This is a genomic window from Streptomyces nodosus, assembly GCF_008704995.1.
Lineage (GTDB): Bacteria > Actinomycetota > Actinomycetes > Streptomycetales > Streptomycetaceae > Streptomyces > Streptomyces nodosus.
In genome coordinates this window covers 4,200,872-4,218,450 of record NZ_CP023747.1, presented here as the reverse complement: position 1 = coordinate 4,218,450, position 17,579 = coordinate 4,200,872, and the positions used below count along the sequence as shown (strand labels likewise).

Annotated in this window: 15 protein-coding genes; 2 read left to right on the top strand and 13 right to left on the bottom strand. The window is 71.0% G+C overall.

The window, feature by feature from the left end; all coding sequences use genetic code 11:
* Window positions 1-84: 84 nt before the first annotated feature.
* The gene (locus CP978_RS19075) at window positions 85-1,668 is read right to left on the bottom strand and encodes an MDR family MFS transporter (protein WP_043442666.1); all 1,584 of its coding nucleotides are present in this window, start codon (window positions 1,666-1,668) and stop codon (window positions 85-87) included.
* A gap of 170 nt (window positions 1,669-1,838) precedes the next feature.
* Between CP978_RS19075 and CP978_RS19070 the strand changes: the two genes are divergently transcribed.
* Window positions 1,839-2,438, top strand: coding sequence for a TetR/AcrR family transcriptional regulator (locus tag CP978_RS19070; protein WP_043442663.1), 600 nt, complete (start codon window positions 1,839-1,841; stop codon window positions 2,436-2,438).
* 7 nt (window positions 2,439-2,445) lie between these two features.
* Here the strand turns inward: CP978_RS19070 and CP978_RS19065 are convergent, their stop codons facing one another.
* The 12 genes from CP978_RS19065 to CP978_RS19005 all read right to left on the bottom strand — a co-directional run bounded on the left by CP978_RS19065 (window position 2,446) and on the right by CP978_RS19005 (window position 15,793).
* Window positions 2,446-3,042 carry a M23 family metallopeptidase gene (locus CP978_RS19065; RefSeq protein ID WP_043442660.1) on the bottom strand — a complete coding sequence of 199 codons (597 nt, stop codon included), beginning with the start codon at window positions 3,040-3,042 and terminating at the stop codon, window positions 2,446-2,448.
* Window positions 3,043-3,477: 435 nt separating this feature from the next.
* Entirely contained in the window at window positions 3,478-6,003 is a 2,526-nt protein-coding gene (locus CP978_RS19060) for an ATP-dependent Clp protease ATP-binding subunit (protein ID WP_043442658.1), read from the bottom strand.
* A 998-nt stretch (window positions 6,004-7,001) separates the two neighbouring features.
* Window positions 7,002-7,337, bottom strand: coding sequence for a histone-like nucleoid-structuring protein Lsr2 (locus CP978_RS19050; RefSeq protein WP_043442655.1), 336 nt, complete (start codon window positions 7,335-7,337; stop codon window positions 7,002-7,004).
* 277 nt (window positions 7,338-7,614) lie between these two features.
* A complete protein-coding gene (locus CP978_RS19045; protein WP_043442653.1) occupies window positions 7,615-8,154 on the bottom strand; it encodes an amino-acid N-acetyltransferase in 540 nt (179 codons plus the stop codon).
* 9 nt (window positions 8,155-8,163) lie between these two features.
* A complete protein-coding gene (locus tag CP978_RS19040; protein WP_052454182.1) occupies window positions 8,164-8,673 on the bottom strand; it encodes a BlaI/MecI/CopY family transcriptional regulator in 510 nt (169 codons plus the stop codon).
* Window positions 8,674-9,035: 362 nt separating this feature from the next.
* Window positions 9,036-9,212, bottom strand: coding sequence for a hypothetical protein (locus tag CP978_RS19035; protein ID WP_043442651.1), 177 nt, complete (start codon window positions 9,210-9,212; stop codon window positions 9,036-9,038).
* A 99-nt stretch (window positions 9,213-9,311) separates the two neighbouring features.
* The gene (locus CP978_RS19030) at window positions 9,312-9,983 is read right to left on the bottom strand and encodes a hypothetical protein (RefSeq protein WP_043442649.1); all 672 of its coding nucleotides are present in this window, start codon (window positions 9,981-9,983) and stop codon (window positions 9,312-9,314) included.
* A gap of 239 nt (window positions 9,984-10,222) precedes the next feature.
* Complete coding sequence (locus CP978_RS19025) at window positions 10,223-11,020, bottom strand: type III pantothenate kinase (protein WP_043442647.1); 798 nt, start codon at window positions 11,018-11,020, stop codon at window positions 10,223-10,225.
* A 9-nt stretch (window positions 11,021-11,029) separates the two neighbouring features.
* Window positions 11,030-12,007 (bottom strand): carboxylating nicotinate-nucleotide diphosphorylase, encoded by a 978-nt coding sequence (gene nadC, locus CP978_RS19020; protein ID WP_043442644.1) that lies wholly within the window; start codon window positions 12,005-12,007, stop codon window positions 11,030-11,032.
* Between the two features lie 5 nt (window positions 12,008-12,012).
* Window positions 12,013-13,827, bottom strand: coding sequence for an L-aspartate oxidase (locus CP978_RS19015; protein ID WP_052454181.1), 1,815 nt, complete (start codon window positions 13,825-13,827; stop codon window positions 12,013-12,015).
* Window positions 13,824-14,864 carry a pantoate--beta-alanine ligase gene (panC, locus tag CP978_RS19010; protein ID WP_079162214.1) on the bottom strand — a complete coding sequence of 347 codons (1,041 nt, stop codon included), beginning with the start codon at window positions 14,862-14,864 and terminating at the stop codon, window positions 13,824-13,826. The genes CP978_RS19015 and panC overlap by 4 nt, the downstream gene beginning before the upstream one ends.
* Window positions 14,861-15,793 (bottom strand): Rossmann-like and DUF2520 domain-containing protein, encoded by a 933-nt coding sequence (locus tag CP978_RS19005; RefSeq protein WP_043442642.1) that lies wholly within the window; start codon window positions 15,791-15,793, stop codon window positions 14,861-14,863. Before CP978_RS19005 ends, panC begins: the two co-directional genes overlap by 4 nt.
* Before the next feature lie 227 nt (window positions 15,794-16,020).
* On the opposite strand from CP978_RS19005, the gene CP978_RS19000 reads away from it, so the two are divergent.
* Window positions 16,021-17,283, top strand: a complete 1,263-nt coding sequence (locus CP978_RS19000) for a threonine aldolase family protein (RefSeq protein WP_043442640.1) — start codon at window positions 16,021-16,023, stop codon at window positions 17,281-17,283.
* Window positions 17,284-17,579: the final 296 nt, after the last annotated feature.

Here is a 17,579-nt window from a genome sequence, read left to right as displayed (position 1 = left end):
CAGAGCACCGTGAGGAGCGGTGACCAGGGGCGGGCCCCCGGGGCCGGTCGGCCGCCGGGGGCCCGCAAGGGCGAGGAAGGTGCCTCAGACGGCCTCTGCAACCGTCGTCCGCGCCTCGGCGGCGTCCCCGGCCGCGTCCTCGTCCCGCTTGTCGGGTCCCGCGCCCCGCAGCGGGACCTCCTTCACGAACAGCGCGGCCAGCAGCGCCGCCACACCCACGATCGCGCCCAGCAGGAAGGCGGAGTGGGTACCGGCGGACACCGCGTGCTGATAGGCCTCACGGGCCGCCGCCGGCAGCTTCTCCAGGCTCTTCGCGTCCAGCTGTGCGGACTGCTGGGTGATCTTCGAGCCGAGCGCTCCGGCCCGCTCGGTCATCACATGCTGCACCCGGTTGTTGAACAGCGCGCCCATGATCGCGACGCCGAAGGAGGAGCCGAGGGTCCGGGCGAGGGTCGTGGTGGAGGAGGCGACACCCATGTCCCGCATCTCGACGCTGTTCTGCGCCACCAGCATGGTGATCTGCATCAGACAGCCCATGCCGGCACCCAGGACGGCCATGTACACGCCCGAGGTGAACCGGGTGGTGTCGGTGTCCATCTGGGAGAGCAGGAACAGGCCCACGACCATCAGCACGCTGCCGACCACCGGGAAGACCTTGTAGCGGCCGCTGTTGGTGGTGACCCGCCCCGCGACCATCGACACCACGAGCATCGCGCCGAGCATCGGCAGCAGCAGCAGCCCGGAGTTGGTCGCGGACGCGCCCTGCACCGCCTGCTGGTACAGCGGCAGGAACAGCACCGCGCCGAACATCACAAAACCGGTGATGAAGCCGATCGTCGACATCAGCGAGAAGTTGCGGCTGCGGAAGATGTGCAGCGGCACGACCGGCTCGGCGGCCTTGGTCTGCCAGAAGAGGAAGCCGACGAGGGAGGCGACGCCGATCCCGATCAGTTCCATGATCCGCGCGGAGGACCAGGCGTACTCGCTGCCTCCCCAGGTGGTGACCAGCACGATCGAGGTGATGCCGACGGTCAGCAGCGCGGCGCCGAGATAGTCGATACGGGCCTGGGAAAGCTTCCTGGGCAGATGCAGCACGGCGCTGATGGCGAGCAGGGCCACGATGCCGAGCGGCAGGTTGATGTAGAAGGCCCAGCGCCAGCCCCAGTGATCGGTGATGGTGCCGCCCACCAGCGGTCCGCCGATCATCGCCAGCGCCATGACGCCGGCCATCATGCCCTGGTACTTGCCGCGCTCCCGCGGCGGGATCAGGTCGCCGATGATGGCCATGACACCGACCATCAGGCCACCCGCGCCGAGGCCCTGGACGGCGCGGAATCCGATGAGCTGGCCCATGTCCTGCGCCATACCGCTGAGCGCCGACCCGATCAGGAAGATCACGATCGAGGTCATGAAGGCGCCCTTGCGCCCGTACATGTCGCCGAGCTTGCCCCACAGCGGGGTGGAGGCGGCGGTGGCGAGCGTATACGCGGTCACCACCCACGACAGATGCTGGAGCCCGCCCAGCTCGCCCACGATCGTCGGCATCGCGGTGCCGACGATCATGTTGTCGAGCATCGCGAGCATCATGGTGATCATCAGCGCGAGCAGAACGACCCGTACGCTGCGTGGTGGTTTCCCGGTTTCCGCCGGTACCGCGTTGTCCGCCATGTTCCTCACTCCCCTGGGTACCGCCAGCCGGGCCGACACTTACTTGTCGCCCGGCTAGTTGACTACACTGGGAAGGTAACGCCGGAACTAGCCGGGCGTCAAGTAAGTTTCGGCGGGTCCGGTCACCGGTAGGCACATAGGGTTCACGGGGGAAGTCGAGGAGTACGACGATGGGCGGCACCACCATGGACGGCACCAAGCGGCAGCGGCGCGGGGACACCCGCCAGCGCATCCAGGACGTGGCGCTCGAACTCTTCGCCGAGCAGGGCTACGAGAAGACCTCGCTGCGGGAGATCGCCGAGCGCCTGGACGTCACCAAGGCCGCGCTCTACTACCACTTCAAGACCAAGGAAGAGATCCTGGTCAGCATCTTCGAGGACCTGACCCGCCCGATCGACGAGCTGATCGCCTGGGGGAAGACCCAGCCGCACAGCCTGGAGACCAAGCGGGAGGTGCTGCACCGCTACAGCGAGGCGCTGTCCGGCGCGGCCCCGCTCTTCCGCTTCATGCAGGAGAACCAGGCCACGGTCCGGGAGCTGAGCATCGGGCACCAGTTCAAGGACCGCATGCTGCAGATGCGGGACATCATCCGGGACCCGGACGCGGACCTGACCGGCCAGGTCCGCTGCATCAGCGCACTGTTCACGCTGCATGCGGGGATGTTCGTGCTCCAGGACGTCGAGGGCGACCCCGAGGACAAGCGCAAGGCCGTCCTGGAGGTCGCCGTCGATCTGGTGACGCAGGCGCACTCCGACGCGCAGACGTCCTAGTCCGTCATCAGATGTGCAGGCCCTTGCCCCGCAGGAAGGCCAGGGGGTCGACGGCCGATCCGTAGTTCGGGGTGGTACGGACCTCGAAGTGCAGGTGGGGGCCGCTGGAGTTACCCGTGTTGCCGGAGAGCGCTATGTGCTGGCCGGTGGTGACGGTCTGGCCGACCCTGACGTCGATCCGCGACAGATGGGCGTACTGGGTGTACATGCCGCTGGGGTGCTTGATGACGATGGCGTTGCCGTACGCGGGACCGTCGCCCGCGCCGTTGCCGCCGGCCTTCACGATCGTGCCGCCGTGCACGGCGACGACGTTCGTCCCGCTCGGCACGGCGAAGTCCTGACCGCTGTGGGTGGACCGCCACATGCCGCCGGCCTGGTTGAAGCCCGCGGAGAGCGCATAGCTCTTGACCGGGTGGGCCCAGGTGGTGGTGGCAGCCACCGGGGCGGCGGCCACGGTGTGCGCCGGGGTGTGCGCCGCCGTGGTGCCGGAGGCTGCCGTACCTCCGGCACCCAGTGCGACCGCTCCGATCCCGGCCGCCAGCACGGCGGCCCGGACACGGAGTCGGGACGTACGGGACGAGAAGGACAGGGCGTACTTCGACATGAAGACCTCGGGGAGTCGGGGACTTGGTCATCCCTTGGTAAGCCACTTCGCGCAAACCCCAAAACAGCCCGACTACGACAAGACCTCGTATATCGCGGGTAAAGTCAGCGATATTTGACAGAGGCCCCCAAGCCCGGCTAATCACCGCCACAAGGCCGACGGGACCGCCTTCCGCACGCAGAACCCGGCCGAACCTTGGGGGAAATGCCCCTTTTCTCCCTATTCGATCTCTACGGTCCTGCCTAGTAGGGCCCATATCGCCTGTGCGGCTTGTCACGGAACGGGCCGCCCGGCGCACCGGGATTCGACTCCCGACGGCATCACCGACCGCACCGGGAAAACCCACGGACCAGCCCGGGAGCAGGCACGGAAAAGGGGCTGTCCCCGGGACCTGGGTCCCGGGGACAGCCCCTTGGGCGAAAACTCCCGGAGGGTTTACGCCTCCTTGCTCAGATTCGGTCCGGCACCGCCGGCCGCCTGCTCGATCGGCGGGACGTCGGGCAGCGCCGACTTCTCCTCGCCCCGGAAGGTGAAGGTCTTGGAGTCGCCCTCGCCCTCCGTGTCGACGACCACGATGTGGCCCGGACGCAGCTCCCCGAAGAGGATCTTCTCGGACAGCGTGTCCTCGATCTCGCGCTGGATCGTGCGGCGCAGCGGCCGGGCGCCCAGCACGGGGTCGTAGCCCTTCTTCGCCAGCAGCTCCTTGGCGGACTGGGCGAGCTCGAGGCCCATGTCCCGGTCCTTGAGCCGCTCGTCGACCTTGCCGATCATCAGGTCGACGATCGACAGGATGTCGTCCTGGGTCAGCTGCGGGAAGACGACCACATCGTCGACGCGGTTGAGGAACTCGGGGCGGAAGTGCTGCTTGAGCTCGTCCGACACCTTGTTCTTCATGCGCTCGTAGTTGGTCTTCGTGTCGCCCGCGGCGGCGAAGCCCAGGTTGAAGCCCTTGGAGATGTCCCGGGTGCCCAGGTTGGTCGTCATGATGATGACCGTGTTCTTGAAGTCCACGACCCGGCCCTGCGAGTCGGTCAGACGACCGTCCTCCAGGATCTGCAGCAGCGAGTTGAAGATGTCCGGGTGGGCCTTCTCGACCTCGTCGAAGAGGACGACCGAGAACGGCTTGCGGCGCACCTTCTCCGTCAGCTGACCGCCCTCCTCGTAGCCCACATAGCCGGGGGGCGAACCGAAGAGACGGGAGACGGTGTGCTTCTCGCTGAACTCCGACATGTCGAGGGAGATCAGCGCGTCCTCGTCACCGAACAGGAACTCCGCGAGCGCCTTGGACAGCTCGGTCTTACCGACACCGGACGGGCCGGCGAAGATGAACGAGCCACCCGGACGCTTCGGGTCCTTCAGACCCGCACGCGTGCGGCGGATCGCCTTGGAGAGCGCCTTGACGGCGTCCACCTGGCCGATGACCCGCTTGTGGAGCTCGTCCTCCATGCGGAGCAGTCGGCTGGACTCCTCCTCGGTCAGCTTGAAGACCGGGATGCCGGTGGCCGTGGCCAGGACCTCGGCGATCAGCTCGCCGTCGACCTCGGCGACGACGTCCATGTCGCCGGCCTTCCACTCCTTCTCCCGCTTGGCCTTCGCGGCCAGGAGCTGCTTCTCCTTGTCGCGCAGGGAGGCTGCCTTCTCGAAGTCCTGCGAGTCGATCGCGGACTCCTTGTCCCGGCGGACGGCGGCGATCTTCTCGTCGAACTCGCGCAGGTCCGGCGGCGCGGTCATCCGGCGGATACGCATCCGGGAGCCGGCCTCGTCGATCAGGTCGATCGCCTTGTCCGGCAGGAAGCGGTCGGAGATGTAGCGGTCGGCCAGCGTGGCGGCCTGCACCAGGGCCTCGTCGGTGATGGAGACGCGGTGGTGCGCCTCGTACCGGTCGCGCAGCCCCTTGAGGATCTCGATCGTGTGCGGCAGCGACGGCTCCGCGACCTGGATGGGCTGGAAGCGGCGCTCCAGGGCCGCGTCCTTCTCCAGGTGCTTGCGGTACTCGTCCAGCGTGGTCGCACCGATGGTCTGCAGCTCACCGCGGGCCAGCATCGGCTTGAGGATGGAGGCGGCGTCGATGGCGCCCTCGGCGGCGCCCGCGCCGACCAGCGTGTGCAGCTCGTCGATGAACAGGATGATGTCGCCGCGGGTGCGGATCTCCTTGAGCACCTTCTTCAGGCGCTCCTCGAAGTCACCGCGGTAGCGGGAGCCGGCGACCAGCGCGCCCAGGTCGAGGGTGTAGAGGTGCTTGTCCTTGAGGGTCTCGGGCACCTCGCCCTTGACGATGGCCTGGGCGAGGCCCTCGACGACGGCCGTCTTGCCGACGCCGGGCTCGCCGATGAGCACCGGGTTGTTCTTGGTGCGGCGGGACAGCACCTGCATGACCCGCTCGATCTCCTTCTCGCGCCCGATGACCGGGTCGAGCTTGGACTCACGAGCGGCCTGGGTGAGGTTCCGGCCGAACTGGTCCAGGACGAGGGAGGTCGAGGGAGTGCCCTCGGCCGGGCCGCCCGCGGTGGCGGTCTCCTTGCCCTGGTAACCCGACAGCAGCTGGATGACCTGCTGACGGACGCGGTTGAGGTCTGCGCCCAGCTTGACCAGGACCTGGGCGGCGACGCCCTCGCCCTCGCGGATCAGGCCGAGCAGGATGTGCTCCGTGCCGATGTAGTTGTGGCCCAGCTGAAGGGCCTCGCGGAGCGACAGCTCCAGGACCTTCTTGGCACGGGGGGTGAAGGGGATGTGACCGGAGGGCGCCTGCTGGCCCTGGCCGATGATCTCCTCCACCTGCTGGCGGACCGCCTCGAGCGAAATCCCGAGGCTCTCCAGGGCCTTAGCGGCGACACCCTCACCCTCGTGGATCAGGCCCAGGAGGATGTGCTCGGTGCCGATGTAGTTGTGGTTGAGCATCCGGGCTTCTTCCTGAGCCAGGACGACAACCCGCCGCGCGCGGTCGGTGAACCTCTCGAACATCGTTAATCGCTCCTCAGAGCGGTCAGGCAGTAAGGGGACGCTCCCCTCCCTGTCCTTCCGCAGCTTAGTCCCGCAAGCGGGGACCGCTCATTCCAACTGCCGACACCGTCCGGATCACCTCCGCTCTCGCGGAGACAGAGTGCCTGCCTCCTGACCCCGAACGCCGACAAGTGCTCCAACCCGATGGTGCGAGACGATGTTCCCGCAGGCCAGGCAGTTACCCCAGTCGCCAGTACGCCGTTGGCGAACGTGAGACGTCCTGTCCTGCATGACGCCCCCTCCCACTAGGAATGTCTTACCCGTACGGACGGACACTCCATGCCGAGGCCACCGGTTCCCTCCGCTACGGGCGAACATCCTTGCGTCGCTTCACGCCCCCGGGCGCCTCTTTTTCGGCACCCACCGCGCTCGAACCGCCACGTAGAGTAATCGCACCCGAAGTCTGAGGTCGCTCCTGACATGGCCCGCACGCGCGCCCTCCCCCGAAGGCCACGCGATACGAGTGGGGCGCTGCGCCACCGGCGCTAGGTGTGCCGGGCCGGGAGACGGCGCCGGGAGAGCCGGTACGGCTGCTCGGCGGGCGGGCGGCACCGCACGGGGAGCCTGAGCGGGCCGCCGAGGGCCACGAGCGGCGCGGATGAGCCGCCGGGCTGCTCGACCGGCCGGAAGAGAAAGGGGGCACCCTGCCCCCTCGGCTCACGGCGACCGGGGCGGACGGGCCCGCCGAGGTGCCGCGGCCTTGAGGTGCCGGTCCCGGCGGCCGTGCCGCCGAGCCTGCCCGGCACCCCGGGATCCCGGCCGCTTCCCCCTGGGCCGGAGCGGTTCACAGGGGGCCGCCGTCCTGCTGCGACCCCCCGAGCCGGGGTGCGAGATCGAACTCGTCCCGCCGACGCCGTCGGCGGTGCGGGGCGCCGGAGCGCCCCCGATCTGGTGCGGCTGATCGACACGACGGCGACACCACGCCCATCGGGTCGGTCCGGCTGCCGGCGCTGCCGCGCTCAGCCGTTCTCCTTCTCGTAGGCCTCGCGGATGATCGCCGGCACCCGGCCGCGGTCGTTGACCTCGTAGCCGTTCTCCTTCGCCCAGGCACGGATCTGCGCGGTGTCCTGGCTGCCGGAAGCCGCGGCCCGGCCCTTTCCGCGTCCGCCCGACGCACGGCCACCCGTACGACGACCACCCTTGAGATAGGGCTCGAGAAGACCACGGAGCTTGTCCGCGTTGGCGGTCGTGAGATCGATTTCGTACGTCTTGCCGTCCAGCGCGAACGTGACGGTCTCGTCCGCCTCGCCACCGTCGAGGTCGTCGACAAGAAGGACCTGAACCTTCTGTGCCACCGTATTTCCTTTCATCGATAACTTCAGGGCCGGGGTCCACGGCAGGTGCCGCCTGTTTCACGTCCCCTGTTATATGCAGTACTGCAGTACGCCGGAAAGCAAACCGCTTTTGCCGGAAAAACACAAACCCTCCGGGAGAGGAAGGCGGTCGCCTCGCAAGCCGGAAACATGCGCGTTTCGGACATAGGGAACCTGGGCAAGGTCGTCCGGTGGAAGGACAGCTGAATAGTCCCGGACCTTCGATCGACGATCCCTAGTCGAGGACGATCCCTCGCGATCACAGATGCAGAAGCATCCGGCTGTTGCCCAAGGTGTTCGGTTTCACTCGTTCGAGACCGAGGAACTCCGCCACGCCCTCGTCATAGGAACGCATCAGCTCCGCGTAGACATCGGTGTCAACGGGTGTCTCTCCGATCTCCACGAAGCCGTGCTTCCCGAAGAAGTCCACTTCGAAGGTCAGGCAGAATACCCGCCGAACACCGAGCCAGCGGGCGGTCCCCAACAGCTTCTCCAGCAACTGGTGCCCGACGCCCAGCCCCCTGGCCCGGGGCGTCACCGCGAGGGTCCGGACTTCCGCCAGGTCCTCCCACATGACATGGAGCGCGCCACAGCCCACGACCTCGCCGTTGTCGTCGCGTTCCGCCACCCAGAACTCCTGGATGTCCTCGTAAAGCGTGACGGTCGCTTTGTCGAGCAGGATGCCGCGCCGGACGTAGGCGTCGAGGAGGCCGCGCACCTCCGGGACATCAGCCGTCCTGGCCCGTCGGACGGTGACGGTGACGGCTTTCGCGGTGGTTTCGGGGCTCTCTGCTGGCATGGGCGGACGCTATCGCCCGGGGCGGTCCTCGGCCGCGGCGGGGTTCTTCTCGTCCGGCATCTCCGCGGGGTTCTCGCCGGGGTTCCCTTCGGCCTTCTCCGCGCCGTCGGCGCCGGAACGGGCGGGGGTCGCGGGGGATTCGGGGGGCGCGGCGGATTCGGGGGATTCGGTCTCGGAGGGCTCCCGGTCGCTCTCCGGGCCTTGCACGATGCGTACGGCGTCGCTCAGCGCCTGACGCTGTTCGTCGCTCATCATGCCGAAGAAGGCCACGAGTGCGGCCGCCGGGTTGTCGCTCTGCGCCCAGGCATCGTTCATCAGTGCGGCCGCGTAGGCGGCACGGGAGGAGACCGCCTCATATCGATAGGCCCGGCCTTCCGCCTCCCGGCGCACCCAGCCCTTGTGATGGAGATTGTCCAGAACGGTCATCACCGTGGTGTACGCGATGGACCGTTCCCGTTGAAGGTCTTCCAGGACTTCTCGAACGGTCACCGGGCGGTTCCACTTCCACACCCGCGTCATGACCGCGTCTTCGAGTTCTCCCAGGGGGCGAGGCACGTTCAGCACAATAGTGGGAGATGTCGCCTTTGGCCTGCCGGGAGCCCGCTTAGAGCGCCGAACAAAAGTGGGGTCCGATCAGCGGGCGGTGTCCGGTGCGTGCGATCGCAAGGCGCCGGAAGGTCCTTGTAGCGGAGCTACCAGGGCCTTCCGGCAACGCGGCGAGCGTGCGTGCCGGGCGCCGCCCGCCGGGCCCCACTTTTGTTCAAAGCTCTTAGGTCATATGGAACGACAAAAAGGGCGTACGACTCGAAAAGCGGGTGTGCGAGTCGTACGCCGTGATGGCGCGGCGGGCGCCGACGGCGCCGGGCGACCGGAGGGGCGGATCAGGCCTCGGCGTCCCGGGCGCGGGGGGCGGCCTCGGCGTGCGCGAGGGCCGCGTCGACGACGGCGTCCTCCTTGGCCTTGTTGGCGCCGCCCTGGGTCTTCACGATCACCCTGATGAGCCCGCCGAAGAACACGGCCATCACGATCGGCGGCACAAGTGCGGAGACGTAGTCCATGAGTCCAGAGTAGCCAGGGCCTGTCCGATGGATCCCGGTCGGGTCGGAGTCCCCGGGGTCGGGGGAGGTTGCGGCGGACATGGCGCGCCACGCCCGGGGTCAGCCGACGGCGAGCTGCCGCTGCGCCTGCGGAGGCCCGGGCTTCCGCTTCGGCGGGAAGACCTCGCCGGGGGTGGGGATGGGGCGCGACGGCCTCGGGGACCGGGGCCCGGGCCGCGGGGCGGGCTGCTTCCCCGGGCCCTCGGCCGGTTTGTCGGCGGGCTTGTCCGCGGGCTTGCGGGCCGGCTTCTCGGTGGGCTCCTCCCCGCTCGCCAGGCCGCCCGGGAACACCGTGAGACGAGTGCGGGAGGCAGGGATGGCCGCCCTGCGGGCGGTGGGGCGGGCGCGTCCGCCGGATTCGGCCGGGGCCCGGCGGCAGTGGTCGAGGAGGGCGCCGGCACCCCGGGTGCCGCGCAGGACACGCAGCGCGGCCAGGTCGTCCGGGACCGGGCGGTAGCCGGCCCGGAGGGCGTCGCCCAGCAGAGCGAGGTAGCCGGTGGCGGCGCCGGGGAGCGCGGCGCGGTAGCGCGCGAGGTCCGCCAGCAGGAAGGCCCGCAGGCGGGCGCCCTCGCGCAGCGCTTCGTCGACGGACTCGGCGAGGCGGAGGCAGTCCTTGACGTCCTCGGGGGAAGCGGTGCGGGGGTGGACGGCGAGGGCGAGGGCACGGCGGAGCACACTCAGCTCCTCCGCGCCGAACGCCAGGCCGCCGCGGGATCCGTATGGCGTGGGCATGCGGTGACGCTACCGCTAATCGGACAAAACCGGCCGATCGGCCTGCCGTGTCGCTCCTGGGTTCCCTCAGGTGGGGGCGACGGTACGCATGGTGCGGGCGCCTACGAGCTCGAGAGGGGTTGTGGGGGCGCGGGTGCGGGCCGTGGGGGGCTGGTCGCGCAGTTCCCCGCGCCCCTTTTCGGAGGGCTGCGCCCCCGAAAACTCACCCCGCGCCCCGTACCGGGGCGCGGGGCGCGCACTCATTTGCGGGAGACGTTCCGTTCGTAGACCAGTCGCAGGCCGATCAGGGTCAGCCAGGGCTCGTGTTCGTCGATCTCCGCCGCCTCGCCCAGCACCATCGGGGCGAGCCCGCCGGTGGCGATGACGGTGACGTCGTCCGGGTCCCGCGCCAGTTCCCGGGACATCCGGTTCACCACCCCGTCCACCTGGCCCGCGAACCCGTACACGATGCCCGCCTGCATCGCCTCGACCGTGTTCTTGCCGATCACCGCGCGCGGACGGGCCAGTTCGATCTTGCGGAGCTGGGCACCCCGGACGCCCAGCGCCTCGACCGAGATCTCGATGCCGGGGGCGATCACGCCCCCCGTGTACTCGCCGCGCGCCGAGATCGCGTCGAAGGTCGTGGCGGTGCCGAAGTCCACGACGATCGCCGGGCCGCCGTAGAGCTCGACCGCCGCGACCGCGTTGATGATGCGGTCGGCGCCGACCTCCTTCGGGTTGTCCATCAGGATCGGGACGCCCGTCTTGATGCCGGGTTCGACCAGGACCGCGGGGACGTCGCCGTAGTAGCGGCGGGTGACCTCGCGCAGCTCGTGCAGCACGGACGGGACCGTGGAGCAGATCGCGATGCCGTCGATGCCGTCGCCCAGTTCCTCGCCGAGCAGCGGATGCATGCCCATCAGGCCCTGGAGCAGCACGGCCAGTTCGTCCGCGGTGCGGCGCGCGTCCGTGGAGATGCGCCAGTGTTCGACGATCTCCTCGCCGTCGAACAGGCCCAGGACGGTGTGGGTGTTTCCTACGTCGATGGTCAGCAGCATGGGCCCTGCCTACTCCGCCGCTCGCAGGTCCAGGCCGATGTCCAGGATCGGGGAGGAGTGTGTCAGCGCCCCCACCGCCAGGAAGTCGACGCCGGTCTCCGCGTACGCCCCGGCGTTCTCCAGGGTCAGCCGGCCCGACGCCTCCAGGAAGGCACGGCCGTCGACCACGGCCACCGCCTCCTCGCACTCGCCCGGGGTGAAGTTGTCCAGCAGGATCAGATCGGCGCCCGCGTCCACCACCTCGCGCAGCTGGTGCAGGGTGTCGACCTCGACCTCGATCGGCAGGTCCGGGAACATGTCGCGGACCGCCTGGAAGGCCGCCGCCACCCCGCCCGCGGCGACCACGTGGTTGTCCTTCACCAGCGCCGCGTCCGACAGGGACATGCGGTGGTTGACCCCGCCGCCGCAGCGGACCGCGTACTTCTCCAGGGAGCGCAGGCCCGGGGTGGTCTTGCGGGTGTCCCTGACCCGCGCCTTGGTGCCCTGGAGGGCGTCCGCCCAGGCGCGGGTGGCCGTCGCGATGCCCGACAGCCGGCACAGGATGTTCAGCGCGCTGCGCTCGGCGGTGAGCAGATCGCGGGTGCGGGAGGAGACGGTCAGCAGCTTCTGGCCGGCCTCGACCCGGTCGCCGTCGTCCACATGGCGCTCGACCTCGAACTCGTCCGCGCAGACCACCGAGATGACCGCCTCGGCGACCCGGAGGCCCGCCACCACGCCCGCCTCTCGCGCGGTGAAGTCACCCGTGGCGACCGCGTCCCAGGGAATCGTCGCGACCGTCGTGACGTCCACGCCGTGGTCCAGGTCCTCCTGGACGGCGATGTTGGCGATGTCCTCGACCTCCACCGGGTCGAGTCCGGCGTCGGCCAGGATCTGGGCGAGCGCGGGGTCCAGCCCGCACTCCAGGTATTCCTCGTCGCCGTCCGCGCCACAGGCACAGCCGTCGCCGCAGCCGCCGCTCGGGACGAGGGGAAGGTCCGGGGTGCTCACTTCTGTCACTGCTCCTGGGGGTGGGGAGGGGGTGTCCGCCCTGCCCCTCGGTCGGAGCCGAGGGCGTCAGGGAGGGTCGGGGGGAAGTCTGCGCCGTCGGTGGTGCGGACGGCCAGCGTCCGGTCCGGGTGCAGCGTGACGACGACATGGCGGCGCCAGGCGGTGTCGTCGCGGTCGGGGTGGTCCTCGCGCCAGTGGCAGCCGCGGGTCTCCTCGCGCAGGAGGGCGGCGTCGACCAGCACCCGGGCCACACACAGCAGATTGGTGGTCTCCCAGGTGTCGACGCCGGGCTCGAAGGTCTTGCCGTTCTGGTCCAGGGCGTCCCGCGCGTCGCCGTGCAGCCGCTGGAGACGGTCGGCGGCCCGGCGCAGGGACTGCGCGGACCTGAGCACCCCGGCACCGTCGGTCATGATCCGCTGGACGGCGAAGCGGTCCTCCGGGGCGAGCAGCGGGTGGGCCGGCTTCTCGGAGTACGGGACGGCCTCGGGCACCCGCCTCTCCAGTCCGCCACGCTCCCGTTCCCGGGCGATGTCGGCCGCGATGCGCTCGGCGTAGACCAGGCCCTCCAGCAGGGAGTTGGAGGCGAGCCGGTTGGCGCCGTGCACCCCCGTGCAGGCGACCTCACCGCAGGCGTAGAGGCCCGGCACGGTGGTCCGGCCGCGGGAGTCGGTGCGGACGCCTCCGGAGGCGTAGTGGGCGGCCGGGGCGACCGGGATCGGCTCGGTCACCGGGTCGATGCCATGGGCGCGGCAGGCGGCGAGGATCGTCGGGAAGCGCTGCTCCCACATGTCCGCCCCGAAGTGCCGGGCGTCCAGGAACATGTGTTCGGTGCCCTGCTCCTGCATCCGGCGCGTGATGCCCTTGGCGACGATGTCCCTGGGCGCCAGTTCGGCCAGTTCGTGCTGCCCCAGCATGAACCGCACCCCGTCCGCGTCCACCAGGTGGGCGCCCTCGCCGCGCACCGCCTCGGAGACCAGCGGCTGCTGGCCCTCGGCGTCCGGGCCGAGGAACAGCACGGTGGGGTGGAACTGCACGAACTCCAGGTCGCTGACCTCCGCACCGGCGCGCAGCGCGAGCGCCACTCCGTCGCCGGTGGACACCGACGGGTTGGTGGTCGCGGAGAAGACCTGGCCCATGCCGCCGGTGGCGAGGACCACGGCGGGCGCGTGCACGGCGCCCACACCGTCGTGCTGGCCCTCGCCCATGACATGCAGGGTCACCCCGGCGGTGCGGCCCTCGGCGTCCGTGAGCAGATCCAGGACCAGCGCGTTCTCGATCGTCCGCACGCCCGCCCGTCGCCCGCCGCCGCTCCTGTCCGGGTGCGCCTCGTGCTCGCCCCTGCGGACCGGGCGTACGGCCTCGACCAGCGCCCGGGAGATCTCGGCGCCGGTCGCGTCGCCGCCCGCGTGCGCGATGCGACGGCGGTGGTGACCGCCCTCCCGGGTGAGCTCGATGCCGCCCTCGTCGTCGGTGTCGAAGTGGGCTCCGGTGGAGATCAGCCGGCGTACGGCGTCCGGGCCCTCGGTGACCAGGATGCGCACCGCCTCCTCGTCGCACAGGCCCGCGCCGGCCACCAGCGTGTCCGCCAGGTGCTGTTCGGGGGTGTCGCCCTCGCCCAGGGCCGCCGCGACACCGCCCTGCGCCCAACGGGTGGAGCCGTCGTCGAGGCGGGCCTTGGTGACGACGACCGTGGTCAGGCCGGCGGCCTCGCAGCGCAGGGCCGTGGTCAGGCCCGCCACTCCGGAGCCGACGACCACGACGTCCGCGGAGAGCGACCAGCCCGGTGCGGGCGCATGCAGTCGTATGCCTGTACGAGTCACGTGTCGGCTCCGTGGGGGTCTACGGGCTCGGGGGCCCCGAAGGACAGGGGGATGTTGTCGATCAGCCGGGTCGTGCCGACCCGGGCGGCGACGGCCAGGACCGCCTCGCCGGTGAAGTCGTCGGGGATCTCCGTGAAATCCGAGGGATCGACCAGCGCCAGATAGTCCGTGACCAGGGGCGGGTCCAGATGGGCGGCCTCGTCCAGGACCAGCCGGGCGGCGGCGCGGACGGCGGCGGGACCGCCGGGAGCCGCCTTGGCGACGGCGTGCGCGTCGGCGGCCGCCCGCGACTCCCCGAGGGCGCTGAGGGCCTCGGCGCGCGCATGGGTGGCGGGCACTTCGAGGGCCCGGGCGCGCAGGGCCTCCTGGGCGGCGTGCCGGTCGCGGCCCGCGAACAGGGCCCGGGAGAGGGCGAGCGCGGTGTGCCGCTCCGGGGGCGACAGATAGCGGTTGCGGCTGGAGAGGGCCAGTCCGTCGCCCTCGCGCACGGTGGAAACGCCGACGATCTCCACGCCGAAGTTCAGGTCCCGCACCATCCGGCGGATCAGGGCGAGCTGCTGCGCGTCCTTCTGCCCGTACAGGGCCACATCGGGGCGGGTGAGGTGCAGCAGCTTGGCGACGACCGTGAGCATGCCGTCGAAGTGTCCTGGGCGGACGGCCCCTTCGAGGCACTCGCCCATGGGGCCCGCCGCGATCCGCACCTGCGGCTCGCCGCCCGGGTAGACCTCGTCGGCGGAGGGGGCGAACACCACGTCGGCGCCGGCCTGCTCCGCGACCTTCAGATCGGCCTCCAGGGTGCGCGGGTAGCGGTCCAGGTCCTCGCCCTTGCCGAACTGCAGCGGGTTGACGAAGACCGTGACGATCACGAAGCCCCGGGCGCCGACGTGGTCGCGGGCCGCCCTGATCAGGGCGGCGTGGCCCTCGTGCAGGGCGCCCATGGTCATCACGACGGCGGTGCGGCCCGGCACCGCGTGGTGGTCGCGCACATACGTCAGGTCGTCCACCGTGGGGGCCAGTTCGAACGTGCGACGGCTCATCGGTCTTCCCCGTTCTCGGGCAGGTCGGTGCCGTCGGCGAGTACCCCGAGAAGGTCCTCGGCCAGTTCCGGCTTGAGCAGACCGTGGGACAGGGCCCGGTCGGCGGTGGCGCGGGCCATCGCCAGATAGCCGGCCACGGTCCCCGGGGCGCGGCCGCGCAGCTCGGCGATGTGGGCGGCGACCGTGCCCGCGTCGCCGCGCGCCACGGGGCCGGTCAGGGCCGCGTCGCCGGAGCGCAGGGCGTTGTCGAGGGCGGCGCCCAGCAGCGGCCCGAGCATCCGGTCCGGGGCCTCGACGCCCGCCGCGCGCAGCAGCTCCATGGACTGGGCGACCAGGGTGATCAGATGGTTGGAGCCGAGCGCGAGGGCCGCGTGGTAGAGCGGACGCATGTCCTCCGCGATCCACTCGGGCTCCCCGCCCATCTCGATCACCAGCGCCTCGGCGGCCAGCCGCAGCTCCTCGGGCGCGGTGACGCCGAAGGAGCACCCGGCCAGCCGCTGGACGTCCACCGGGGTGCCGGTGAAGGTCATCGCGGGGTGCAGGGCCAGCGGCAGCGCCCCGGCGCGCAGGGCGGGCTCCAGGACCTTGACGCCGTACCGCCCGGAGGTGTGCACCAGCAGCTGCCCCGGCCGCACGCTCCCGGTCTCGGCCAGGCCCTCCACAAGGCCCGGCAGGGTGTCGTCCGGCACGGTCAGCAGGACCAGCTCGGCGCACCTGAGCACCTCGGCGGGCGGGAGCAGCGGCACGTCCGGGAGCATCGCCGCCGCCCGCCGCCGGGAGGCGTCGGACACCCCCGAGACGGCCACCGGGCGATGCCCGGCGAGCTGGAGCGAGGCAGCCAGCGCCGGGCCGACCCGGCCGGCTCCGACCACACCCACGGTGAGCCGCGCGGGGCGGTCCTTGGGCTCGGGCTGCTGGAATGTACTCACTCGACGGTGGCCTTCCCGTTCCAGTCCGCTCTGGGTACCGGACGATTTCTCGTCATGTTAACGCGATCGGTTCCCCGGGCGGCGGGCCGTGCACAGGCTGTGGGTTTCCGCACGCGGGCGAGCGGCACGGAAGCGCGGGTGCTCCGAGGTACGGGGCGCGGCATCATCGTCCGGGCGTGAGAACGGACCTGACAGGCGTGACAGGCGTGACGGAAGCGGTGGGGAGCATGGTGCGGACGACAGAGCGTGGCGAGGGGCCGGCGGCCGGACGGGACGCGTCGGGGCCCGCCGGGGCGCACGATCAGGACGGGAAACCGGCGGCGGCATCCGCCGGCTCCCCCTCCGACGACCCGGCGCGGCTGCGGCGGGAGCGACGGGCCACCGCCGTGCGGAACGCGGAACGCCTGCTGGCGCGCCCGGGCCATCTGGGCACGCTGCGGCAACGGCTGGCGCTGCTGGACGGCGTGGAGGACCTGTACGACCTGGACGAGACCGCGGACGTCTATGGATCGGGGGTCGTCGCGGCGCTGGAGGAGAAGGTCGCCGGACTGCTCGGCAAGGAGGCCGCCGTCTTCTTCCCGACGGGCACGATGGCCCAGCAGGTGGCCCTGCGCTGCTGGGCGGGGCGCACCGGGAACAACACGGTGGCCCTCCATGCGCTGGCCCACCCCGAGGTGCATGAACGGAACGCGTTCAGCGAGGTCGGCGGACTGCGTCCGGTACGGCTGACCGGCGAGCCCCGGATGCCCACCGCCGACGAGGTGCGCGACTTCGAGGAGCCCTTCGGCGCGCTGATGCTGGAACTGCCCCTCCGGGACGCCGGTTTCGTCCTGCCCTCCTTCGAGGAGCTGACCGAGGTCGTACGCGCCGCGCACGAGCGGGACGCGGTGGTGCACTTCGACGGTGCGCGCCTGTGGGAGACCACGGTCCACTTCGGCCGCCCGCTGGCGGAGATCGCGGACCTGGCGGACAGCGTCTATGTGTCGTTCTACAAGTCCCTCGGCGGATACAGCGGCGCGGCGGTCGCCGGCCCCCGGACCCTGATGGAGGAGGCGAGGACCTGGCGGCATCGCTACGGCGGCATGGTCTTCGAGCAGTTCCCGGCGGTGCTCGCGGCCCTCGCCGGACTGGAACGGGAGCTTCCGCGGCTGCCGGAGTACGTGCGCCAGGCGCGCAGGGTCGCCGCCGCGCTGCACGAGGGGTTCGCGGCGGCCGGGGTGCCGTGGGCGCGTGTGCGCCCCGCCGAACCGCACACCCATGAGTTCCGGGTCTGGCTGCCGTACGACGCCGAGGTCCTGCTGGAGGCCGCGCTGCGGCAGGGCGAGGAGACCGGGACCCTGCTGTTCACCGACCACTGGGACGGCGTCTGCCCGGGCCTGGCCTTCACCGAGGTCTCGGTACGGGCCGAGGGGCTGAGCTGGACGGCGGACGAGGTGAAGACGGCGGTGGCCGAGTTCGTACGACGGCTGCCGGGCACGGCCCGCGGCTGAACCGGCCACGACACGGCTCCCCTCCGGGACCCTGACGGGCGGCCGGCACCTCCGGCCGCCTGCGGCGCCCCGGTGTGCGGGGGCGACCGGCTGCACCCGGCCCTGCCGCCGGCGGACGCGACGGCAGCGGCGGCCTGCGCACCGACGGGCCAGTCGGCCGACGGCAGAGTCCGGCGGACGACGGCCCGCTTCCCCGCAGGGGGCGTACACGCGGACGTCTCGGTCCCGGCCTGCCGACGCCGACGTGCCCCAAGATGCCGACCGCACCCGCCCCTGCCACCGACGGCCGCGACAGC